Origin of the sequence: Streptomyces marokkonensis (assembly GCF_039539045.1) — a bacterium.
Classification (GTDB): domain Bacteria; phylum Actinomycetota; class Actinomycetes; order Streptomycetales; family Streptomycetaceae; genus Streptomyces; species Streptomyces marokkonensis.
The window spans coordinates 13,376-34,906 of the sequence record NZ_BAABCQ010000057.1; the positions used below are offsets into that span (position 1 = coordinate 13,376).

General features: G+C 68.9%; 23 protein-coding genes and 3 pseudogenes. 13 read left to right on the top strand and 13 right to left on the bottom strand.

From position 1 onward, the window contains the following. The first annotated feature begins 24 nt into the window (after positions 1-24). The gene (locus ABEA26_RS16380) at positions 25-918 is read left to right on the top strand and encodes a GNAT family N-acetyltransferase (protein ID WP_345593067.1); all 894 of its coding nucleotides are present in this window, start codon (positions 25-27) and stop codon (positions 916-918) included. Positions 919-1,059: 141 nt separating this feature from the next. Here ABEA26_RS16380 and ABEA26_RS16385 read toward each other — a convergent pair whose 3' ends face one another. From ABEA26_RS16385 to ABEA26_RS16395, 3 genes are all read right to left on the bottom strand, one after another. Continuing rightward, on the bottom strand, positions 1,060-1,242 hold the full coding sequence (locus ABEA26_RS16385) for a hypothetical protein (protein WP_345593068.1): 183 nt from the start codon (positions 1,240-1,242) through the stop codon (positions 1,060-1,062). Next, the gene (locus ABEA26_RS16390; protein WP_345593070.1) at positions 1,206-2,066 is read right to left on the bottom strand and encodes a hypothetical protein; all 861 of its coding nucleotides are present in this window, start codon (positions 2,064-2,066) and stop codon (positions 1,206-1,208) included. Before ABEA26_RS16390 ends, ABEA26_RS16385 begins: the two co-directional genes overlap by 37 nt. Before the next feature lie 614 nt (positions 2,067-2,680). Continuing rightward, the gene (locus ABEA26_RS16395) at positions 2,681-3,244 is read right to left on the bottom strand and encodes an NADPH-dependent FMN reductase (RefSeq protein WP_345593072.1); all 564 of its coding nucleotides are present in this window, start codon (positions 3,242-3,244) and stop codon (positions 2,681-2,683) included. 405 nt (positions 3,245-3,649) lie between these two features. On the opposite strand from ABEA26_RS16395, the pseudogene ABEA26_RS16400 reads away from it, so the two are divergent. The 3 genes and pseudogenes from ABEA26_RS16400 to ABEA26_RS36355 form a co-directional block, all read left to right on the top strand. Beyond that, a pseudogene (locus ABEA26_RS16400) lies at positions 3,650-3,799 on the top strand (helix-turn-helix domain-containing protein); the annotation flags it as partial. A 352-nt stretch (positions 3,800-4,151) separates the two neighbouring features. Next, positions 4,152-4,955, top strand: coding sequence for an SAM-dependent methyltransferase (locus ABEA26_RS16410; protein WP_345593074.1), 804 nt, complete (start codon positions 4,152-4,154; stop codon positions 4,953-4,955). Between the two features lie 548 nt (positions 4,956-5,503). Further along, positions 5,504-6,256: an integrase core domain-containing protein gene (locus ABEA26_RS36355; RefSeq protein WP_425587850.1), complete on the top strand. Its 753-nt coding sequence runs from the start codon at positions 5,504-5,506 to the stop codon at positions 6,254-6,256. Between the two features lie 155 nt (positions 6,257-6,411). On the opposite strand, the gene ABEA26_RS16420 is transcribed toward ABEA26_RS36355, so the two are convergent. Beyond that, entirely contained in the window at positions 6,412-6,807 is a 396-nt protein-coding gene (locus tag ABEA26_RS16420) for an ankyrin repeat domain-containing protein (protein WP_345593076.1), read from the bottom strand. Positions 6,808-6,904: 97 nt separating this feature from the next. Continuing rightward, positions 6,905-8,368 carry a catalase gene (locus tag ABEA26_RS16425; protein WP_345593078.1) on the bottom strand — a complete coding sequence of 488 codons (1,464 nt, stop codon included), beginning with the start codon at positions 8,366-8,368 and terminating at the stop codon, positions 6,905-6,907. Between the two features lie 188 nt (positions 8,369-8,556). Here ABEA26_RS16425 and ABEA26_RS16430 point away from each other — a divergent pair, with 188 nt between their 5' ends. From ABEA26_RS16430 to ABEA26_RS16440, 3 genes are all read left to right on the top strand, one after another. Then, positions 8,557-8,970: a Fur family transcriptional regulator gene (locus ABEA26_RS16430; protein WP_345593079.1), complete on the top strand. Its 414-nt coding sequence runs from the start codon at positions 8,557-8,559 to the stop codon at positions 8,968-8,970. Positions 8,971-9,042: 72 nt separating this feature from the next. Continuing rightward, positions 9,043-9,630 (top strand): FAD-binding protein, encoded by a 588-nt coding sequence (locus ABEA26_RS16435; protein ID WP_345593081.1) that lies wholly within the window; start codon positions 9,043-9,045, stop codon positions 9,628-9,630. A 616-nt stretch (positions 9,631-10,246) separates the two neighbouring features. Next, positions 10,247-10,897, top strand: a complete 651-nt coding sequence (locus ABEA26_RS16440; protein ID WP_345593083.1) for a hypothetical protein — start codon at positions 10,247-10,249, stop codon at positions 10,895-10,897. Between the two features lie 100 nt (positions 10,898-10,997). On the opposite strand, the pseudogene ABEA26_RS36360 reads toward ABEA26_RS16440, so the two are convergent. Further along, positions 10,998-11,240, bottom strand: a pseudogene (locus tag ABEA26_RS36360) (IS3 family transposase); the annotation flags it as partial. Positions 11,241-11,297: 57 nt separating this feature from the next. Further along, positions 11,298-11,471 (bottom strand): transposase, encoded by a 174-nt coding sequence (locus ABEA26_RS16445; protein ID WP_345593085.1) that lies wholly within the window; start codon positions 11,469-11,471, stop codon positions 11,298-11,300. A gap of 228 nt (positions 11,472-11,699) precedes the next feature. On the opposite strand from ABEA26_RS16445, the pseudogene ABEA26_RS16450 reads away from it, so the two are divergent. Continuing rightward, positions 11,700-11,992, top strand: a pseudogene (locus ABEA26_RS16450) (IS630 family transposase); the annotation flags it as partial. 124 nt (positions 11,993-12,116) lie between these two features. Here the strand turns inward: ABEA26_RS16450 and ABEA26_RS16455 are convergent. Together ABEA26_RS16455 and ABEA26_RS16460 are read right to left on the bottom strand one after the other, a co-directional pair. Then, the gene (locus ABEA26_RS16455) at positions 12,117-12,578 is read right to left on the bottom strand and encodes a hypothetical protein (RefSeq protein WP_345593086.1); all 462 of its coding nucleotides are present in this window, start codon (positions 12,576-12,578) and stop codon (positions 12,117-12,119) included. A 237-nt stretch (positions 12,579-12,815) separates the two neighbouring features. Next, entirely contained in the window at positions 12,816-13,424 is a 609-nt protein-coding gene (locus tag ABEA26_RS16460) for a TetR/AcrR family transcriptional regulator (RefSeq protein WP_345593087.1), read from the bottom strand. 94 nt (positions 13,425-13,518) lie between these two features. On the opposite strand from ABEA26_RS16460, the gene ABEA26_RS16465 reads away from it, so the two are divergent. Further along, entirely contained in the window at positions 13,519-14,559 is a 1,041-nt protein-coding gene (locus ABEA26_RS16465) for an NAD(P)-dependent alcohol dehydrogenase (RefSeq protein WP_345593089.1), read from the top strand. Positions 14,560-15,053: 494 nt separating this feature from the next. Here ABEA26_RS16465 and ABEA26_RS16470 read toward each other — a convergent pair whose 3' ends face one another. Next, positions 15,054-15,689, bottom strand: a complete 636-nt coding sequence (locus tag ABEA26_RS16470; RefSeq protein ID WP_345593091.1) for an NADPH-dependent F420 reductase — start codon at positions 15,687-15,689, stop codon at positions 15,054-15,056. Between the two features lie 33 nt (positions 15,690-15,722). Then, on the bottom strand, positions 15,723-16,457 hold the full coding sequence (locus ABEA26_RS16475) for an SDR family NAD(P)-dependent oxidoreductase (protein ID WP_345593093.1): 735 nt from the start codon (positions 16,455-16,457) through the stop codon (positions 15,723-15,725). 141 nt (positions 16,458-16,598) lie between these two features. On the opposite strand from ABEA26_RS16475, the gene ABEA26_RS16480 reads away from it, so the two are divergent. Further along, the gene (locus ABEA26_RS16480) at positions 16,599-17,210 is read left to right on the top strand and encodes a TetR/AcrR family transcriptional regulator (RefSeq protein ID WP_345593095.1); all 612 of its coding nucleotides are present in this window, start codon (positions 16,599-16,601) and stop codon (positions 17,208-17,210) included. 146 nt (positions 17,211-17,356) lie between these two features. Here the strand turns inward: ABEA26_RS16480 and ABEA26_RS16485 are convergent, their stop codons facing one another. Together ABEA26_RS16485 and ABEA26_RS16490 are read right to left on the bottom strand one after the other, a co-directional pair. Next, a complete protein-coding gene (locus tag ABEA26_RS16485) occupies positions 17,357-18,196 on the bottom strand; it encodes an NAD(P)H-binding protein (protein WP_345593097.1) in 840 nt (279 codons plus the stop codon). Then, complete coding sequence (locus ABEA26_RS16490) at positions 18,193-18,618, bottom strand: nuclear transport factor 2 family protein (protein ID WP_345593099.1); 426 nt, start codon at positions 18,616-18,618, stop codon at positions 18,193-18,195. The genes ABEA26_RS16485 and ABEA26_RS16490 overlap by 4 nt, the downstream gene beginning before the upstream one ends. Before the next feature lie 86 nt (positions 18,619-18,704). Between ABEA26_RS16490 and ABEA26_RS16495 the strand changes: the two genes are divergently transcribed. The 3 genes from ABEA26_RS16495 (at position 18,705) to ABEA26_RS16505 (ending at position 21,527) form a co-directional block, all read left to right on the top strand. Then, on the top strand, positions 18,705-19,313 hold the full coding sequence (locus ABEA26_RS16495) for a TetR/AcrR family transcriptional regulator (RefSeq protein WP_345593100.1): 609 nt from the start codon (positions 18,705-18,707) through the stop codon (positions 19,311-19,313). A 206-nt stretch (positions 19,314-19,519) separates the two neighbouring features. After that, positions 19,520-20,104, top strand: a complete 585-nt coding sequence (locus tag ABEA26_RS16500) for a TetR/AcrR family transcriptional regulator (RefSeq protein WP_345593102.1) — start codon at positions 19,520-19,522, stop codon at positions 20,102-20,104. 76 nt (positions 20,105-20,180) lie between these two features. After that, entirely contained in the window at positions 20,181-21,527 is a 1,347-nt protein-coding gene (locus ABEA26_RS16505) for an MFS transporter (protein WP_345593104.1), read from the top strand. Positions 21,528-21,531: the final 4 nt, after the last annotated feature.

The window sequence follows — 21,531 nt, forward strand, 5'->3', positions numbered from 1 at the left end:
CCCGCCCTGGACAGAAACGGAGCCTTGCCCATGCGCGTCACCGCTCTCACGGATCCCGACCGCACCTCCTCCGCCCACCGCCTCGCGTGGCTGGCCCACGCCGACGACGGAGACCCGCTCGGCTCCGTGTTCCTGCGGGTGTTCACCCGGGAGGGCCAGGAGCACCTGGCCGAGTTGGAGGTGAACGTCCACAAGGCGGAGCGGCGCAGGGGCGTCGGGTCGCGTCTCCTCGACGCAGCGGTGAACGCCGCGAGGCAGGCAGGAAGGCGCTCGGTCGTCGCCCAGGCCGACGCGGGCACCCCCGGCGATCGCTTCCTCGCCGCACACGGCTTCCGCAAGGTGCTCACCCTGACGTACGCCCGGTTCGACCTGAACGACGGAGACACGGCCAAGGCCGCCGAGACCGCGGCGACAGCTGAGCGGCCGCACCCCGGCTACCGGCTCACGTCATGGCGCGGCACCGTCCCCGAGGAACTGGCCGGGACGTTCGCCGCCTCGCGCCGGGCGATGGACGACATGCCGATGGACGACACCGACTACGGCGTTGTCGTCTGGGACATCGAACGCGTACGGTCCGTCGCCCGGGCCGTCGCCGACCGCGGCGAGCTGCTGACCACGGTGGCCGCACTCGACGCGTCCGACGGCTCGATCGTAGGCTTCTCGGAACTCGTCGTACCGGGTGACGGCAAGGGCGACGGAACGCACTACGGCACCGGCGTACTCCCCGAGCACCGCGGCCACGGCCTCGGCCGCTGGATGAAGGCCGAGTCGATCCGGCTGGCCCGCACCGACCACCCCGCTCTCGCCGGCCTGGTCACCGACACCGCGGACAGCAATACGCACATGCGGCGCATCAATGACGCACTGGGCTACGTCCCCACGCACCAGGCCCTGGAGTACCAGCTCGACCTCCGATGACCGAATACGGCCACGGCCGGGCGGAGAGGTCTGCGGCAGCATGACTCGGGCAACGAGATCGGACATGAAGCGGCTGCCTCGCACGTTGTCCGCTGTCACCGAAATCTAGACGCACTGAGGCCCCCGCTTTCGGCGGGGGCCTCAGTGGTTGTGGCGGAGGACCTGCTGAGTGGGCTTGCGACGCGTCCGCTTCCGCGCGGCGGAAAGTTGCGGGCCGTCGGCCTTCTTTGCCGTGGTCGCCTTCTCGGCAACCGACGAGGGATTCGTCGTCTTGCGCCCCAGACGCTTCACTTCGTTCTCCAGCTTCGCCTGCTCCACGGCCATGTCGTTACGCTCCGAGTAGTCGTCGACGTCCAGCCGGCCGTCCGGGTCGAGCGTGCCGATGGCCTCCAGGTGCTCCGTGATGCTCCTCCCCCCTCACTGATCATGTGGTTGAAAAGGTAGACGCCCTTGGTCTGCCGGAAGACGAGTCGCGCGTGAATGAGGGCTTGGAGACCGCGCCCCACCAAGGAACGGTGGACCTCCACCGCGTCGGCCAGGTCGTCCTCGGTGACGAGACAGCGTCCCCCAGGCTCCTGCGTCCCGAGGAGCCTGAAGAGTACTCGGTAGGCGATCCCTGGCATCGCCGGCAGGTACGCGAAGTCGTTGAGGGTGCCGTACGTCAGCTCTGGCGGCTCCGGATTCACAGACGCTGCAGTCCTCATGTTCACGCCTCCGGCTTCTGCTTCTGCTTGCCCTTGCGCCTGCGCGGGTTCCGGGAGCCGCGCGCCGGGAAGGGCCATCGTCCTGAATTCCTCTGGAACGTCCTGGTCGACCACCAGTTCGTTCAGCAGGCTCAGTTGGTCCACGTGTACCTTGACCTGCCTTCTGGCCGCACCTCGGACAGGCTTGTCCACGACGTTGATGGAGCCCTTCTTGGGCGAGTGGGCCAGGCCGAGGCGCTTGAGCTTCGTCTGGGCTCGTGACACCCGCGCGGGGTCCATCTCCAGGGCCTCGGCGATGTCGACCTGCTTCAGTTCGACATGCCCTCCGATTTCCTGGCTGCCCATCAGATGGAGCAGCACGCACAGGGTGACGTTGTCGACCCGGAAATACCGGGCAGCCCAACGGAGGAACTCCAGGCCGTCCTGCGCGAAGTACTTCCCCATGAACTCGCCCGCCTTGACCCGGGGGGTGCACGAACGCCGAATGCCCCCTGAGGAAGCTCGACGAGTTCTTCCGGGGGGCGAGAGCACCCGTATAGGGGCTGCTTGGACTCGGCGCCCGAGGAGGTGACGAACCCGGCAACCGCCGAGGGCCGCCTTGGGCTTGCGCCGGCATGGCGTTGAGGGCGCGGCAGGCGTCCGTGTCATCGCGGCAGGCCGCTCACCATGTCGGCCCCGTCATGTGCCCTTGTGGCAAGCAGCCGTCAGTGCCCCTCACCAGCCCTTGTAGTCCCATCAACCGGAACGCGTCCTGCTCCCTCAGCCCTTGACCCGCACCACCGAAGCCCGCCACGGCGATGCCTGCAGCCGATCGAGCAGGCGCGCGTCTGCCCCAGCAACCCGGTCCCGGTCTCAGCCACGCTCCCCAATCCTCCGCGACCCGACGGAGCTGTAGCCAACTGTCGGTCATGAGCCGCTGATGCCGCCGCAAGCTTGACCTGAGTAGGCAGAGGACTCCTGGCCCGCCATGGCAACCGATTCCACGGAGGAGGACGCCTAAGCATCCGGCAAGGCGCATACCGTCGGTGAGGGAGAGCGATTGCCGCCCGTCGGACGGATCAGGCCTGGCGCAGTGGGGCGAGCGCGTCGGTCCAGGTGATCACCTCGGTGAGCAACTGCTGGAGAGCTGCCTCGTGACGCTCGGCCGGAGTGAAGGTCCGGAACCCTTCGAAGTCCGCCTGGAGCGACAGGTGAAGCTGGGTACTCACCGCCGCCAACTGAACGGCACCGGCGATGTGCCGCAGGTGGTCGACGGCGCGGGCGCCACTGACGTTGCTGCCGTATCCGACGAATCCGGCGGCCTTGTTGTTCCACTCGTTGTAGACGAAGTCGATGGCGTTCTTCAGCGCGGCCGGGATCGACCGGTTGTACTCGGGCGTGACGAAGACGAACCCGTCCAACTGGTCGATCCTGGCGGCCCAGGCGCGGGTGTGGTCGTGCTCGTAGACGCCCATCCGGGGTGAGCGAGGCTCGTCGAAGAGTGGGAGGGCGTAGTCGGCTATGTCGACCAGTTCGAAGTCCGCGTCCTCGCGGACACCGGCCGTCTTCTGGATCCATTCCGCGATCTGCGGCCCGACGCGGCCGGGACGCGTGGTGCCGAGGATGATGCCGATGGTGGTCACGCATGTCTCCCTGGTGCAAAGTTGGTAGAGAGGTTCACAAGCAAGAGGCAACAGAGTGCACGAGGACGGCGGACCCACGACGGGAACCGGCCATGCCGTGGTCCTCTCACGAGGCATGGTGGCACGATCAGGGCAGTTCGGTCCTGCCCATGTCGGAGCTTTTCGACGCGATCGACGCCCTGGTCGCGTCCCACGCCCCGCTGCGCCGCCGGAGGAACGCAAGCGGTTGCGGAAGGCCCACGAGCACACCATGGACGAGGCCACCCAGGCCCTGGGGGTCCGCCGCGCCACGACTAGTGTCCTGCGCCAGAAACGACGTGGCTAAGTGTGTAGGTTGTTTTCACGGTGTCTCGGGGTCCTCGTGCTGCGGAAGTCGTGCTGTCTGCCGAGGAACGGGCGGAGCTGGTGCGGGCCCGGATCATCCTGGCCTGTGCGGAGGGAGCGTCAAATTCCGGTGTCACAGCGGATTTTGGGGTGTCTACGGAGACGGTGCGCAAGTGGCGCTCGCGGTTCGTGGCCCGGCGGGTGGCGGGGCTGGTGGACGAGCCGCGGTCGGGCCGGCGCAAGCCGGAGCTGGTGCTCTCCGAGGCCGAGCGTTCGGAGCTGACGCGCTGGGCACGGCGGGCGAAGCGGGCTCCGGCCCTCACCAGGGCGACGAGGTGGGGTGCGTTGACGGCCCTCCATCGTGCCTGTGCGGACTCGACGAGCTTGAATACCATGGCCAGGGCGGCCGCGCGGGAGCCTGCACCCCGGTTGGCTTGCCAACGCTGTCGAATCCATGCATCGCTGTACATGTCCCTCACCAGCGGGGCGCTCGCGGGACTGGCGGCTCTTCGGCTTGAGTGAAGTCGGGCCGGACTCGCGGCAATTGGTTCACGGAGACAGAACTGTGTGTGAAGCTTTCCCCATGACTCACCCGCGTGAAGACGTCAGGGCCAGACTGCAGACCGATCGCCCGCATTCCGCCCGTGTCTGGAACTACCTGCTGGGAGGCAAGGACAACTACCCCGTCGACAGCGAGGCCGGCGAGGTCATCCTGAAGACGTTTCCGGAGTTCGCCGCCGTCGCGCGGCTGCAACGCAAATTCCTCGCCCGCGCCGTGCGCTTCCTGGCGGGCGAGGCCGGTGTCCGCCAGTTCCTCGACATCGGCACCGGACTGCCCACCGCCGACAACACCCACGAACTGGCCCAGCGCATCGCGCCGGAGAGCCGCATCGTGTACGTCGACAACGACCCCCTCGTCCTGGTGCACGCGCAGGCTCTGCTCACCAGCAGCGCCGAGGGCGCCTGCGACTACGTCGACGCCGACGTGAGGGATCCGGAGCGGATCCTGGCCGAAGCCGCAAAGACCCTGGACCTCAGCCGCCCGGTCGCCCTGACCGTGCTGGGCACCATGGGGCAGATCTCCGACACCGAACGCCCCGCCGACCTGGTGAGCACGCTGATGTCGGCCCTGCCGTCGGGCAGCTACCTGGCACTGAGCGACGGCACGAACACCAACGAGGCGCTCAACACGGCGGTGGGGGCCTACAACGGGCAGTCGGCCAACACCTACCACCTGCGGTCGCCGCAGGAGATCGCCGCCTTCTTCACCGGCCTGGATCCGGTGGAGCCGGGGATCGTGTCCACGGCCACCTGGCGCCCGGACGCCGGGCAGTCCGAGGAGGACACGGCCGACGTGTCCGTCTGCGGCGTCGCGGTCAAGAAATGACCCGCCCTGTCGCCCGGTACCTCCGCGGCGGCACTCCGTGGCGTCGGCGAAAGGCATGGCTGAAGTGGAAGGGGCCAGCGAAGCCGGACGCCTCGGCCTGCACTTGCCGATAACCTCACCCGCCCTGGCCGAAGCTGGTGTGCGGGTGTACGGGATATCGCGTGCGGTCGGTCGAGTCTGTGCCGTCGCGCGGCTGCCGATCGACGCCACATGATGACCAACCGTGCTGCTGCCACTGGCCTACCTGGACATGGCGAACGCGTTCGCCATGCTGCGCCTGCTACCGATGAGTGATAGGGACAAGGACATGGAGATCCTCGCCCTGCGCCGCCAACTGCCGGTGCTGGGACGCCAACTCGGGAGAAGGGGTGCTTCGGCCCGAGTGACCGGGCTTTCCTGGCGGCGCTGTTGTACCGGCTGCCGCGAGACGTGCTGCGCGGGCTGCGGCTGCTGGTGCGGCCGGACACGGTGCTCCGTTGGCACCGCGACCTCGTCGTCCGCCGCCACGCCGCCGGTCCAAGCCGAAGCACCCGGATCGACCCTGCACCGTGCTCTCCATCCGCCACTTGGTGCTGCGACTGGCACGGGAGAGCCCCACGTGGGGCTACCTGCGTCTCCACGGCGAGCTGCTGGTGCCGGGCGTGAAGGTCGCCGCCTCGACGGTCCGGGAGATCCTGTGGGAGGCCAGGACCGACCCGGCGCCCGAGCGGACCTCCATCACGTGTGCCGACTTCCTGCGCTCCCAGGCCGACGCGCTGCCGGCCCGCGACTTCTTCAGGACGGTCACCCTGACCGGGACGCGACTGTACGTGTTCGCCCAGATCGAGCACGCCAGCCGACGGATCCGGGTCCCCGGCGCGACCGCGCACCCGACGGCCTCGTGGGTGGCGCAGGCCACGAGGAATCCCGTCATGGACCTGGAGGATGTCAACTGCCTGGTGCGGGTCCTGATCCGGGACCGGGACGGGAAGTTCCCCGCCCTGTCCGACGCGGTCCTCTCCGATGCAGGGATCGAGGACGTGATCGCCTCGCCGGCCTTCTCCACGGGTACGAGCATGCCCGCCAGACCTGCCCAGACGAGGACTTCGGCAAGGCAGGGCCTGTACGGTGAATCGACTCGCTGGGACACACCCTCAGCGACCGGGCCAGGGACAACGGCGGGCGCGGGCCGCCATTTGGCGAGGCTCGTGATCGGCCGGACAGGTCCTCGCCGGTTGTGCAGGCGTCGGCCGGAGAACAGCCCGACGATTCTCTCGGCCAAAGCCAGCACCGCCGCTGCACCCACCAAGGTCGCGCCCTGAATGACAGCAGTCTTGATCCGCCGACCCGGGGTCGGTTGTACGCCGTCGGCCGTCGACTCGGGATCCGCCGGCCCATTGGCCGCGTCCGCCCGCGTGTGCTGTACGTACGGGATCAGTCGCAGGCAACCGATGCCGACCGTCAGGCGGCACCCCAATCAGCTCGCGAGTAGGTGTTCCCGGCCGAACATGGAAGCGGCGGCCCGCGCGGTCGGCGTACCGGAGTCCAGGTCCGCGCCGGCTCGGCGCAGCACGGTCACCACGTCGTCGGCGCCTTTGAACAGGGCGCCGGCGATGGGGGCCTGGTCCCTGTCGTTGCGAAGGTCCGGGTCGGCCCCGTGTCGGAGCAGGGTCCGCACGGTGCCCGAGTGACCGTGGTACGCGGCGAGCATGAGGAGAGTGTTGCCTGCCGGATCGCGTACGTCCACGGGCAGCCCGTGTTCCACGAACTCCACCAACTGCTCGGTGGCGCCCTCCCGGGCCAGATCCATGGCGATGGCCACCACGCGCTCCGTCTGCTCGGGAGTCAGCCCACCGCCGTTGTACATGTCCATGAAGTCTCCGAAGCCATACGCCGCGTCGGCGTGGGCACCTCATGCGTGCCCACGCCGACGCGGTGCGAGGTACCGCGCGTCTTGCTGACCGGCCCGGTCAGATGTTGCCGGCGGCCAGGGCCTCGATCGCCTTGCGGACACCTGCGCCGTAGGCCGGGTCGGCCTGGGTGCAGTTGCCGATGTGCCGCTCGATCGTCTGCTCCGAGGCGCCGTCGATCGCGCGCGCCGTGTTCTCGAAGAGAACCTGCTGCTGCTCCGGGCTCATCTGCCGGAACAGGTTGCCGGGCTGCTCGAAGTAGTTGTCGTCGTCCTCACGGTAGTTGAACCGGTCGGCGACGGCGCCCACGGCCTGGCTCGGCTCGCGGTAGGCGGGCTGTTCCTGCCAGCGTCCGTAGGAGTTGGGCTCGATGCCCGGGGTGGCTCCCTGGTTGCCGTCGACGCGCATGCCGCCGTCGCGGTGGTAGGAGTTCACCGGGTTCTTCGGGGCGTTGACCGGGATCTGGTGGTGGTTGACGCCGAGGCGGTAACGCTGGGCGTCACCGTAGGAGAAGAGCCGGCCCTGCAGCATCCTGTCGGGGGAGAAGCTGATGCCCGGGACCACGTTGGCCGGGCTGAAGGCGGCCTGCTCGACGTCCGCGAAGTAGTTGTCGGGGTTGCGGTTGAGCTCCCACTCGCCGACCTCGATCAGCGGGTAGTCCTTCTTCGACCAGACCTTGGTGAGGTCGAAGGGGTGGAAGCGGTAGTTCTCCGCGTCGGCCTCCGGCATGACCTGGATGAACAGCTTCCACTTCGGGAAGTCGCCGTCCTCGATCGCGTTGAAGAGGTCGCCCTGGTGGGACTCGCGGTCCTTGCCGACGAGGGCCTCGGCCTCGGCGTCGGTGAGGTTCTTGATGCCCTGCTGGGTGCGGTGGTGGAACTTGACCCAGAACCGCTCGCCCTCGGCGTTGATCAGGCTGTAGGTGTGCGAGCCGAAACCATGCATGTGCCGGTACGAGGCCGGAATACCGCGGTCCGACATCACGATCGTGACCTGGTGCAGGGCCTCGGGGAGGTTGGTCCAGAAGTCCCAGTTGTTCTCGGCGCTGCGCATGTTGGTGCGCGGGTCGCGCTTCACCGCGTGGTTGAGGTCCGGGAACTTCAGCGGGTCGCGGAAGAAGAAGACGGGGGTGTTGTTGCCGACGAGGTCCCAGTTGCCCTCTTCGGTGTAGAACTTCACGGCGAAACCGCGGATGTCGCGTTCGGCGTCGGCGGCGCCGCGCTCACCCGCGACCGTGGAGAACCGAGTGAACAGAGGAGTCTTCTTGCCGATCTCGGAGAAGATCTTCGCACTCGTGTAGCGCGTGATGTCGTGAGTCACCGTGAAGGTGCCGAACGCCCCAGACCCCTTGGCGTGCATCCGGCGCTCCGGAATGACCTCGCGGTCGAAGTGGGCGAGCTTCTCCAGGAACCACACATCCTGCAGAAGCATCGGTCCACGCGGGCCGGACGTCAGGGAGTTCTGGTTGTCGGGAACCGGTGCACCGGCAACCGTGGTCAGCGGCTTCTGGTTGTTCTCAGGCAAGACTTGCTCCTCGGTGTGGTTCTTCGCATGCGCTGATGGCCTGACGGTCCCGGCCGGCCATCAGTCCGAGGCAAGCTGCCCCGCGCGTATTTCGGCACCACCCTACATTGGACAGAATCTAAGGCAAGGTGCCATCTAGAAGAATATCCGCTCTCGAGTTGTCGCCGAACCCTGTTAGGGTGCTGAGCATGAGCGATCTCCTGGGGCGGCTTCGCGAACGTGGCTGGCGGCTGACCGCGCAGCGGCGCGTGGTCGCCGAAGTGCTCGACGGAGATCACATTCACCTGACCGCCGACGAGGTGCACGCCCGCGCGGCGGAGCGACTGCCCGAGATCTCCCGGGCGACGGTGTACAATACCCTGCGCGAACTGGTGCACCGCGGCGAGGTCGTCGAGGTGTCGACCGACGGCCGCGCCAAGCGCTACGACCCCAACGCGCGTAGCCCTCATCACCACTTGCTCTGCGCGCGCTGCGGCTTGATCCGCGACGTGCACCCGACGGGTGATCCCCTTTCGGACCTTCCGCCCTCACAGTCCTTCGGTTTCACGGTCTCCGAAGTCGAAGTGACGTACCGCGGCTTCTGCCCGGACTGCGCCATCTGACGTCGTCGGAAGGCAAAGTGGAGGAAGGCTTCCTGCCCCGAACTGCCCTTGGCGCCCTGAAAGCCGAGACTCGTGGATCCGCAGTCGCGAACAGCGCAGGTCACCGGCGGCGCGACCGCCGGCGACCTCGTCGGCACCGCACAGGCCCACGGTCCGGTCGCGGTGACAGGCACGGTTGGCACAGTCGGGATGGTGGGTCTGGCTCTCGGTGGTGGTTACGGCCCGCTGTCGGGCTGCTTCGGGCTCGCGGTGGACAGTGTGCTGTCGATCGATATCGTGCTCGCCGATCATCTGCCCGCGGGTGGCCCGGACGAGCTGACCGTCCAGACCGGTTTTGTCGCCGGGCCGGACGGGGCGCCGGTGCTCTTCGTCGCACCGACCTGGTGTGGTGACGCGGCCACGGGTGAACGCGTTACGGCACCACTCGCCCGCCTCGGCAGCCCGTTGATGGCGCAGATCGGTCCGACCGCGCTCGCCGACTCACTGGCGGGGATGGATGCCGCGTTCCCCTTCGGCCGCCATGTCGAGATCAGGACCCGGACTGTCGACCTGACCGCACACGCCTACGGTCCCAACAGCGCCCGCCTGCTCGACATCAAGCACCGCGTCGACCCTGAGACTGTCTTCCGCGCCATCCCGCTACCGGAACCACAGTCGTGACCCCGCACACCGACATCTCGGGTCGTATGGTCTGAAGGCCCTGGTGCCGCGCTGCATGGGCTCGGGTGGGGCGGTCCGGCGGTACTGCCTGGAGTAGGGGTGCCGCTGGCGCGACCAAGTCGGCGACACCGGGTTCTGTTCGGATGGATGCAGGTCAAGACCGCTGCAGGCTGACGAGGTTGGCCGCGCCGTAGGGCCGCTGGTTTGTGTGGGACCGGGCAGCACCAGCCGGAGTGTGCCGGAACCGCGGTCGGCTGGGTCGCGTCTCTTTCCGACCACCGTGAAAGGAACTGAGATGGACCGCGATTTACGCCGCTCGCGACCTCCGCACCGTCCTCCCCATCCTCCCCGTCCCCCAAGAGGCCCGGACAACACACCACAGCCGGCCACGCCGTTGTGGCGCAGGCTGCGTGAGGATGACTGGCCGACGTTGCGCGAGCTGGTGCGGGGCCGGCGCCCCGGGAGCGTGCGCCCTGTCGTATTGGTGCTGATGGTGCCGTGCCTGTGGTGGCTGGCAGTGGCACTGATGGTCTCGTACCAGGTTGCTCGCGCGGCCCGCCGGACCGCCCGCCGCGCTTTTCCCCCTCGCCCTGCGGGACGCGTCGAGGACCGCACTGTGCTGAAGGTGCAACGGGCGCGGGCGTGGGTCGCCCTCGCCATGTCGGGAGGGCTGCTGGCTCTCTACGGCGGCGTGTGGGATGCCTGGGATCAGGCCCTGCAACGGCTCTACCTCGCCCCCTGGCTGGCGCTGGCGAGTGCGGTGTTGGTGGCGGCAGTGCTGTACTGGGCGGCCCGTCGCGAGAGGCGGTTGCTCATGCGGGCGCAATTCAGGAGCGCCGGCCTGCCCATCCTGGGGTACATCGGCGCCTGGGTGCTCGTGCCAGTGCTGTTCGTGGCGGCGCTCATGGCCATGGAGGCCCTGCTGCCACACACCATCACCGCATCGACCATATTCCTCCTGTACGTGCCCGTACTGGCCCTCTGGGCGCCGTTCTGGTGGATCGTCTACTTCCTGTACTTCGCCTCCGGACCGGCGGTGCGCAACGCCTTCAGCCTCTCTGCCGTCCATGCTGCGCTCCCAGCGCTGGCGACGTGCGCTGCGGTCTGGGTGTTCGCCCTCGTCAGCTGGGCCGCAGGCGGTCTACCGCCGGGCCCGGAGGCGCTCGCGGTCTGCGCCGTCCTAGGCGGCCCGGCATCGGTGACGGCACTGGCGTGGTGGGAGATCCATCGCCTGCGGCATCAGCACGACATGCGCTGGCGGGACTGACCCCTCCCCCACACCACCCGCCATCACCTGCGGCATCGTGCCCCCTCGCGCCGCACCCCCTCACGACGAGGAGGAACGAGCGACCCGGTCGGGTGACGCCACGGACATCGCGCTCGCGCATCACCCGGACGACGCGCTTGCAGTTCACCCGCCGCGCCGGACGCCACAGTTCGGCGTGGATGCGTGGGACTCCGTAGGTGCGGCGGGAGGCGACGTGCAGCACCGTGATCTCGTGCGCGAGCGCGCCGTCGGCGGCCTGCTGAACACGGCGGGCGGCCTTGCCCTCGCGCCACGCGCAGGAGGAGGAGCGGGCGGCATGCAGCGCCCGGCACAGCAGAACGATCGGGGTACAACTCGCTCACCGGTCGCTCTCCTTGACGAAGAAGGCGGTCGTCCTTTCTCATGGTCCCGATCGTCGGTCCGCCTTCATCTTGCGGTACCAGCCACGCAGGGATTCCGAGCTGATGCCGAGTTCCCCGGCAACGGCGGTGACCGTCTTGCCCGAGGAGTCGACGAGCGCAATCGCGTCCGGCTTGAACGCCTCGGTGTACCGCTGCGTGTAATTGCATCCCACCTGGTGCTGCTTCCTCTGAAACCTCAGGTTCCGGTCTCCAGGTGATCCTGGATCAAGGGGAAGGCTCAGCGGGTGTGTGCCATGGTGTGCCGGGAGGATGATGAACACCCACGAACACATCACCACCCGGGGCTAGCACGTGCACGATGAACGGACCGGTCAGGCACCGGATTTGGCTCTGCCGGGACTGACTGCGCAGGAGCTTGGAGGCCGGGCTGGCCAAGGTGCGCCATGACGCCGCCGCACGCGAAGACCTGGTCACCACGTGGCCGGACTCCGGTGGTGCGGGTTCGCGGATGTTCACGAAGACGGATGTCCATCGCGGCGCTGACCTGCTGCAAACCCGGCCGCCGGTCGAGGCTGATCTGCCGGCCGCGGCGGGACGACGACAACCGGGACGGGCGCAAGAGCTTCTCCTGGCGCGGCTACCGGGGACCTGCTTGATCGCCGCCCACCAGCAGCTGGGTGGCCCGATCGTGCTCGTCCGGGACAACCTCAACGTCCACGGAGCCGCAGGCCTGGGGTTTGCGCGCTTGAGTGGCGGGACCGGCCGGCCCCGGCGCACCGCGGGCGGGTACACGCCCGACGGTGCGGCGGAGCACACGTAGACGCCTCGGCGGAACGAGGCGAAGCGCGTGCCGGCCGTCAGTCCTTGAGCTTGTACTCGCAGGGCTTGGCCGACTTGCCGTCCTGGTTGTCGGCGACCTGCTTGCCATCGACCTTGATCGTGCACGGGGCCGGCTTGAGCATCCCGTCCGGGCCCTTGACCGAGCCGGGCACCACCGACACCGTGACGCCGACAGTCAGCTCGGCGCCTTCCAGTTGCATGGACTCCGTCTTGGTCCAGGGCAGCGTCACCTGTTCGAAGTGGTTGCTGTTCCCGTTCCACATGACCTGGGCCGCGCCCGTGCCGCCCACCTCGAAGACCACCTGATGCGGAACACCCTTCTTCCCCGAGGACGAGCCCTTCGCCTCGCCGCTCGCCGAGGTGCTCGGTGATGACTCGCTCGCCTTGGCCGGGCCGGCGTCCTTCTTCTCACTGCCGCACCCGGTCACCAGGACCGCCGCCGCGAGCAGACTGGTGGTGAGGGTTGCTGTCTTGCGCATGTGCGTACTTCCCCGTTGCTGGACTGATCGGTGCTGGTGCAATAGGAGACCGTAGACCATGGGACTGCACGGCTCGATACCGCTGAGGAGCGGGGCCCCGACCTGTGCATCCGGGCGACGGTACCCGGCCCGCGCCCCGTAGGGGGAAGCAGTCGGACTTCCGGCGTGCGACCCGGGTTCCGGTCCTGGCCGGAGCCCGTGCAACGTGCGTGAGCGCCACCGGGGAAGTTGGTGGCCTCACGAAGGGGGTGCGTCGCCCCTGCCGACCGCAGTGGCACTGTGGACGCAGTCGCGGAGCAGGGAGCGGCGCTGGTCATGTACGTCATCGGGTTCTCGGCTGCTGGCCGCGTATACATTGCTCACCGGTGACCAGGCCATGGACATGGCGATGACCACGGCCATGATGTCGAACGGGTCACCTGCGCGGACCCGCCCGGCGGCCTGGGCCTCGGCGATGGCCGTGAGCTTGCGGTCGTCGTAGTGCTGGTGCGTCTCGACGAGGTGCCCGGCAGGCCGACGCTCCAGTCGTGTCCAGGTCGCCAGCCGGATGAGGTCGGGGCGGCGCAGGTATTCGTCGTAGAGACGAACGGCCCAGTCCGCGAGATCGTCGGCGTCGATGGGCACGACGTTGGTGATGCGCTCCAGCGAGCTGAGGAAGATCGCGTCGAAGAGTCGCTCCTTGTCGCCGAAGTAGGCGTAGAGCTGTGCCTTGTTGGTGCGCGCTGCCGTCACGATGCGTTCGATGCGCGCCCCGGCGATGCCGTGCTGGGCGAACTCTCCGGTGGCGGCGTCCAGGATGCGCTGGTAGGTCGCGGCGCCTCGCGAGGTCTGGGGCTGTTCCGGCATGACCCCACCCTACCAAACAGAACAGTTGGTTTGCCCAGGCGACCCTCTCGCGCTTATGTTGCAATAGACAGAACAGTCTGTTTAAGGAGCCACCATGCGAACGACCACCGGATGGCAGGCAGCCGGCCCGACGACGCTGCGGCGCGCGTCGCTGGAGCGCCGTGACCTGCGCCCGGACGACATCGCGGTGCAGATCGACTACTGCGGCGTGTGCCACACCGACCTGCACGCCCTGCACGCCGTCGACGAGCAAGCGGAGGCGCCCCTGGTACCCGGGCACGAATTCACCGGCGTGGTGACCGGGACCGGCCCCGAGGTGACGACTTTCTCGGTCGGCGACCACGTCGCGGTGGGCAACATCGTCGATTCCTGCGGTATGTGCGCCATGTGCGAAGCCGGGCAGGAGAATTTCTGCCATTCCTTCCCGACTCTGACCTACGGCGGCACCGACCGGCAGGACGGGTCGACCACCCTGGGCGGCTACTCCCGCGAGTACGTCGTGCGCGCCACCTTCGCCTATCCGCTCCCCTCCGACCTCGACCCGGCCGCAGCCGCCCCGCTGATGTGCGCCGGCGTCACCGTCTGGGAACCCTTGCGCTCCCTCGGTGTGGGCACCGGCAGTCGCGTCGCCGTGGCCGGGCTCGGCGGCCTGGGCCACCTCGCGGTCAAGATGGCCGTGGCACTCGGCGCCACCACGACCGTCATCAGCCGCACCCAGGACAAACGCGACGACGCCCGCAAGCTCGGCGCTCACGATCTCATCGCCTCCGCCGACACCCAGCAGATGGCCACGGCACGCGACACCTTCGACGTCGTCATCGACACCGTCTCCGCCCCCCACGACCTCGCCCCGTATCTGAAGCTGGTGGCGATGGACGGCACCCTCAGCCTCCTCGGGTACCTGGGCCCCGTCACCGTCGAGGCCACGGACCTGCTCATCGGCCGCAAGAAGCTCAGTTCCGCGGGCAGCGGAGGCCGCCTGGCGACAGCCGAGATGCTCCAGTTCTGCGCCGACAACAGCATCGACGCCGACATCGAAGTACTCCCGTCGTCACAGGTGGACACGGCAATCGACCGTCTCCGGCAAAACGACGTCCGCTACCGCTTCGTACTCGACATGTCCGACCTGGACTGAAGAGACGGTGGGGGCCGGGCCATGGCGTGCGGGCCGGACGACAACGCACGCACGGCCCGGCACTCTGCCCTCTCACAAACGGGTCCTTGGCCCACGCAGGGTCAAAGGGGCGACCGGGGATTGCCGGGTGCCGGAGCGGGTCGCAGAAACCGTGTCCGTTCCGACGCAGAGGACCCTGGCAATCGTCATCGCCAGGGTCCTCTGCGCGCGTCCGACAGATCAAGTGCCCGGCCGAGGCTCACGAAGAGCGGCGGGCGCAGTGGCCGGCCGAGGAAGTACGCCCGACAGAAATGAACCGGGAACGGCTGACCGGCCCCCGCGCAGCCGCTGCCGGAGTGAGGATTCGAGCCGCCGGTTGCCGGTTGCCGGTCGCCGGTTGCCGGTCGCCGGTTGCCGGTTGCCGGTCAGGTGGACCGGATCGTGGCCTCAGACTGCCGGCAGTTCGATGACGCCTCGCCGTGGTGACCGCATGGGCGAGTCCCTTCGGTGATCCGTCAACCGCTTGCTCGGACGGGAAGTTCGGTGATGCCGAGGGCGAAGTCCAGGCTCCCCACCCCGTGGTTGGCGAGGCCGACCGTGACCACGCCCGCTCCTTCCAGCCAGTGCGCCATCCCCAGGCCTCCGACGTCCAGCGGGCGCAGCCCGAGGCTCTCGACGAACGCCTCCACACTTGCCTTGGCCTGCGCATTGTCGCCGGCGATGAAGACATCGGGCCGACCCGTCTCCAGGACATGTCGGAAGACGGTGTTGAACGCCTTCACCACGCCGGCGCCGGCCGGGGCCGCCTTGGCTACTTGCTGCGCGATCGAGGTCTCCTCGCGGTGGGCCAGTCCGTCGAACGTGGAGTTGAAGGGATTGCTGATGTCGACGATGACCTTGCCCGCGAGAGCGTCCCCGTACTGGGCGACGGCCGGCACGACGCTGTCGTGCAACAGGGCCACTATGACGATGTCCCCGGCCGGGGCGGTACCCCATTCTCCCGTCGTGGCGCCGCCTCCGAGAGCCTTGGCCAGGTCGGCGGCCTTGGACTGATCGCGGCCCATGATCTCGACGGTGTTGCCGCCCGCTGTCGCCCGCGCTCCGATGGTGCGGGCCATGTTCCCGGTGCCGATGATGCTGATGCTGCTCATGAGACGTCCTTCCCCGGTTGTGTGCCGTTCGGTTCAGATGGCGGTGGTGCCGCCGTCGGCGACGAGTTCCATGCCGTTGACGTAGCTGGAGTCGTCGGAGGCGAGGAAGAGGGCGGCGGTGGCGATTTCGTCGGGGCGGCCCATCCGGCCGCGGGGGATGAGGGACTCGAACTGGCGCTTGGTGGCCTCGTCGAAGAGTTCTTCCTGCTTGGCGGTGGCGACCTGGCCGGGGGTCAGGACGTTGACGCGGATGCGGCGGTCCTTGAGCTCGTTGAGCCAGACGCGGGTCCATGCCTGCTGGACGGCCTTGCTGCCGGCGTAGACGCTCCAGCCGGGGAAGGCCCCGAGGGAGGCGTTGGAGCCGGTCATGAGGATGGAACCGCCATCGTTGAAGAGCGGGAGGGCCTTTTGGACGGTGAACAGGGTGCCGCGGGCGTTGAGGTGGAACGCGGCGTCGAAGTGGGCCTCGGTGATCTCGCCGAGCGGGGCGGGCTCGCCCCCGCCTGCGCTGGCCCACAGCACGTCGAGGCTTCCCTTCTCCCGCTTGACGGTGTCGTACAGGCGGTCCAGGTCGTCGAGGTCGGCGGCGTCGCCCCGGACGCCGGTGACGTTACGGCCGATCTGCTTCACGGCCTCGTCAAGGGCGTCCTGGCGGCGGCCGGTGATGAAGACGTGCGCCCCCTCGTCGACGAACAGCTTCGCGCCGGCCAGTGCCATGCCGGTGGTGCCGCCGGTGATGACCGCGACCTTGCCGTCGAGCTTTCCCATGGTCATTCCCTTGGGTCGGTGGTGCCGTATGTACCTGGGGCGACGATAAGTACACCGCCCTGTGTGCTTAAGGTACTGGACAGCCGACCGGGACGCAAACTATGTACACCGGTCATTACCTGGCTGCGGTACGATGGGCCCATGACGGAGTTGGAGAAGGGCCCCACGGGCCGCCGCCGCGGCCGGGGCGCCCGCGAGCGCATCCTCAGCGCGTCCCAGCAGCTGTTCCGCGAGCAAGGCATCAACGGAACCGGCATGGACCAGCTTTGCGCGGCGGCCCAGGTGTCCAAACGCACGGCCTACCAGCACTTCACCGGCAAGGACGAACTCGTCGCCGAGTACCTGCGCCGGTTCGACCCCGCCGTTCTGTCCGGCGTGTTCGACCGCACCGACCTCACCCCCCGCGAACGGCTCCTCGCCGCCTTCGACATCCCCCCCACCACTCCCCTGTGCCCCTACATCGCCGCCGCCGTCGAACTCCACGACCCCCAACACCCCGCATCCCAGTACGCACGCGACTACAAGAAGGCCGTCGCCGCGCGGCTCGCCGACACCGCCCGCGAAGCCGGTGCAACCGACCCTGAACAGCTCGGCGAGCAGCTCGCGCTGCTCATCGACGGCGCCGCGGCGCGCACCCGGGTCCTCGACACCGACACCTTCCCCACCGCCGCCGCCATCGCCGCCGTCCTCATCGACAACGCCGTCCCCGCCGCGGCCGGCGATGACCGGCGACGGGAGGGGGTGTCAAGCTGACTTGGCACTTCCGACCGCATCATGAGCTTCTGCACAAGACGGACCTGGACGTGGCCGCCCCGTGGGCGGCGGTGTCGCGTACGGCAGTGGCCTGGGCGGCCGCGAGTGTCGAGGCTCTGACGCCGGGGGACGACGGGTCTGCTGCTTCACCCCATCTCTCGTTCGAGGAGATCGCGGAACCTGCGCGCGGGCCGACCCGTGAGGCGCTGGACGGTGCCGGTGATGCGGTCCTCCGCCCCCTCGGCGATGGCACTGTCCATGCCGGCCAGCATCGAGGCGAACTCCGGCGGCACGTGCGCCGCGAGGCGGTCGCGCATCTGTTCGCAGGACAGGCGGTGGTGGTCCACGGGCCGGCCGGTGACCTGGGTGACGGTGGTGGCGATGTCGTCGTAGCTGAGCGCCTCCGGCCCGGTGAGGACGAGATCGGTGTTGGGGGCGTGTTCGTCGGTCAGAGCACGGACAGCGACGGCCGCGATGTCCTCGACGTCGACGAAGCCGACCCGGCCGCCCCCGGCCGCGGTCCAGATGGCGCCTTCCGCGCGAATGCTCACGGCGTGCGCATGTGTGCCGGTGAAGTTCTGCATGAACCACGAGGGCCGCAGCACCGCCCACTGTTCGAACAGATCGGGCAGGGCCTGGTGCACTGTTCCCACCGCCGGGCCGCCCTCGGGGATGGCCGAGGAACTGAGGAGCACCGCACGGTGCACGCCGGCGGTGCGGGCCTGCCGGAGAAACGGCAGCATGACCGCGGCCGGGTCGGCGTCGCCTACGGGCGGTATCAGATAGACGCGGTCGGCTTCGTCGAGGGCGGCGGGGTGGGTGGCGGGTTGGTACCAGTCGAAGGCGACCGGCTCCGCGCCGGGGACGTTGACGGCGCGACGACTGGCGGCCTTGACGCGGTGGCCGGAGGCTGACAGTTGCGCCACGGTGCGGCTGCCGGTGGTGCCGGTGGCGCCGATGACCAAGATGGTGCCGGCGGTTGTCATCGACTGCTCCTGGTGAAATCGGTGCCGGGTTCGAGGACGGCGAGGGGGTTCCAGTAGTCGCGGTAGGAGGTGATGTGCCCGTCCCGGACTGTTACGACGGCGATGTAGGTCATGTCGAAGGGCCGGTCGGTCTCCACCAGGCGGCCGACGCCACGCATCTCGACCACGATGGTCTCGGGATCGGTGCTCTGGTGGATCCGCAACTCGGGGAAGTCGTGCAAATCGATGTGATCCGGGTAATGGCGCATGTACGCGGCGATGGCCTCCCGGCCCTTCAGACGCTTCGGCCAGCCGTCAGGGGCGAAGGGGAACTCCAAGGAGCCGTCCTCGGCCCACAAGGCGACCCACGCGGGAATGTCCTTGTCCAGCAACAGCCGCAGGCTGTGGCGGTAGAGGTACGCCGGAGAAGTCGGTGCGGACATGGGTATCCTCCATCTCATGGAATATGGACCCTGGGTCCGCTTCAACGATACGGACCCGTGGTCCGCTTTGCAATCGGAGGTGCAGCATGCCCGAGCGCAAACCCCGCAAGGATGCCGCCCGTAACCGGCAGGCCGTCCTGGCGGCCGCCGACGCCCTCTTCGCCCGCTGCGAGAGCCCGGAAGGTGTCACCCTGGCCGCCGTCGCAGCGGCGGCCGGCGTCGGCAAAGGCACGCTCTTCAGGGCCTTCGGCGACCGACCCGGACTGCTGCGCGCGCTGTACGAAGCACGGCTGGAACCAGTCAGGGAGGCCGTTGAAGCCGGACCTCCACCCCTGGGCCCCGCGACGCCGCCGCAGCAGCGCGTACCGGCCCTGCTCGACACCCTCCTGTGCTTCAAACTCGACAACCGCCGCCTCATGCTGGCCCTGGAGGAAGGCGGGAGCAGCAGCCCGTACCAGGCGGATCATTACGAGCGCTGGCACGATCTGCTGGACACCATGCTGGGGCAGATCCCCGGCCTGTCCGACAGCGACTTCACCGCTCACGCCCTGCTCGCGGCCACCCGAGCCGACCTTGTCGAGCATCTGGCCGGGCACGAGTGTGTGCCGCGCGAAAGGATGCGGGCGCAACTGGCGGACTTCACTGCCAGAGTCCTGGGCTCCGACCCTGTGCGGGGCCTGGCGGACGAGGGGTGATCGTGGGCCGGGGAGCCGACACCCCGATCGCTGTTCGCTGAGTCGGCAGACCTCAACAGGGCGCCGTGACGGCCGCTCAGGAGCCGGCGGACGGCACGGACGCCCTCGTCACCGAGCCGCTCGTGCGCCGAGGTGAGGAGTCCTCACAAGCCTGGCCACAAAGCAGTTATTGACCGATCGTTCTGGACGCGCCTATGGTCTTCGACGTGGCCAGGACCAAGCAATTCGATCCGGACGCCGCGCTGCAGTCGGCCCTCGAGCTGTTCTGGAGGCGCGGCTACGAGGCGACGTCGGTGGCGGACCTCGTCGAGCACCTCGGCGTCGGCCGGGCCAGCATCTACGCGACCTTCGGCAGCAAGCATGAGCTGTACCTGAAGGCCATGGACCGGTACGCCGAAACGCGCGACCCGCTTCTTCTCACGGAGCTGTCCCAGCCGGGCCCCGCGCTGCCCGCGGTGCGGGCGGTGGTGCGCCGCTTCGCCGCGGAGGCCGCCTCGCCGCAAGGGCGGTTGAACGGCTGCTTCGTCACCAACACCGCGGCCGAGCTGGCCCCGCACGACCCCGCCGCGGCCCGCCGGGTCGAGACCAGCTGGGAGCACGTCGAAACCCTGCTGCATTCCGCACTCGTACGGGCCCAGGCCCAGGGCGAGCTTCCCGAGGACCGTGAACCGCGCACGCTGGCCCGCATGCTGCTCGTCCTGCTGCAAGGCGTACGGATCGTCGGCAAGGCGTCGAACGATCCCGCCCGGGTGCGGGACGCGGCCGAGCAGGCGCTGACACTGCTGGACTGAATCACACTCACCGTCAACCAGCGGGTTCCCTTCATGCCCAAATAATGAACCGATCGGTCAAATATCAGGGGGATGCATGACCGCCACAGACGCTGCCCGCGTCTCCACCATGCGGCACCGACGCGTCTTCGTCCTCCTCGGCAGCGTCCAGACCACGCTGATCTTCACACTCGCCGCGCTCGCCGTACCGCTGCCCCACATCGGGCGCGAGTTCGACCTGGAACGCGCCGACCTGATCCTGCTCAGCGCCGCCTACGGATTGACCTTCGGCGGACTGGTGCTCTTCGGCGGACGTCTCGCCGACCGCTACGGAGGGCGGCGCGCCCTCACCGCGGGCCTCGTCCTCTTCGCCACCGCCTCGGCCGCCGCCCCACTCGCCCCCGGCATCCGGGCACTGCTCGCGGCACGCTTAGCCCAGGGCGCGGGCGCGGCCCTCGTCGCCCCCGCCGCCATGGCCGTGCTGCGCACCGTCTTCCCCTCCCCCACCGTGTACGGCAGGGCGATGGCCACCTGGGGCGGACTCTCGGTACTCGGCGCGACCGCGGGCCATCTGCTCTCCGGTGTCATCTCGCCGCTGCTCTCCTGGCGTTGGACCTTCGCCGTACCACTCGTGGTGGCGGTCGCAGCCCTCGCCCTCACGCCCCGGCTGCTGCCGGAGACCGCGCCGAACCGGCACAGGACACTCGACCTGCCGGGCGCCCTGCTCGCCACCGTCGGGATCGTCCTCGCCAGTTACGGGCTCGTCGTCACCGATGCCCGCCCCTGGTCGTCGGCCGACGTGCTCGTGCCGCTGCTCGGCGGGACCGCGCTGCTTGCCACGTTCTGGTACGCCGAGCGCCTCGCCCGCGATCCGCTGCTGCCACCTCGCTTCCTGCTCGACCGGCGGCGGGCCCTCGCCCTCACGGCCATCGCACTGAGCGCCTGCGGGACCGCCATGACCTTCGTGGTTCTCTCACTCCACCTCCAGCAGGCGCGCGACTGGTCACAGGCGCAGACCTCGGCCGCCTTCGTGCCGTTCGCCGTCGCGCTGATCGCCTCGGGCCGGGTGGCAGGACCGCTCATCGGCCGGTACGGGGCCCGGACCGTCACGGCCGCCGGGCTGGGCACGGGCGCGGCCGGGCTCGTCCTCCTCGCGTTGACCGGGCTCGACGCGCACACCTGGTACGCGTACGGACTGCTGCCGGGCCTCGTGCTGCTGCCTGCCGGCACCGCGGCCTCCTTCGCCGGAGCCGCCGTGCTCGCCACCGAAGGTGTACCGCGGCAGCAGACCGGGCTCGCGGGTGGCGTGCTGAACACCGCGATGGAGGTCGGCCCGACCGTCCTCTTCGCCGTCCTGCTCACGCTCGGCGGCGACGCCTCGTCCCTGGCCGCGACGGGGACCGCCCTCGCCGTCGTGGCCCTCCTGAACCACCGCACCAAGTAGTCCA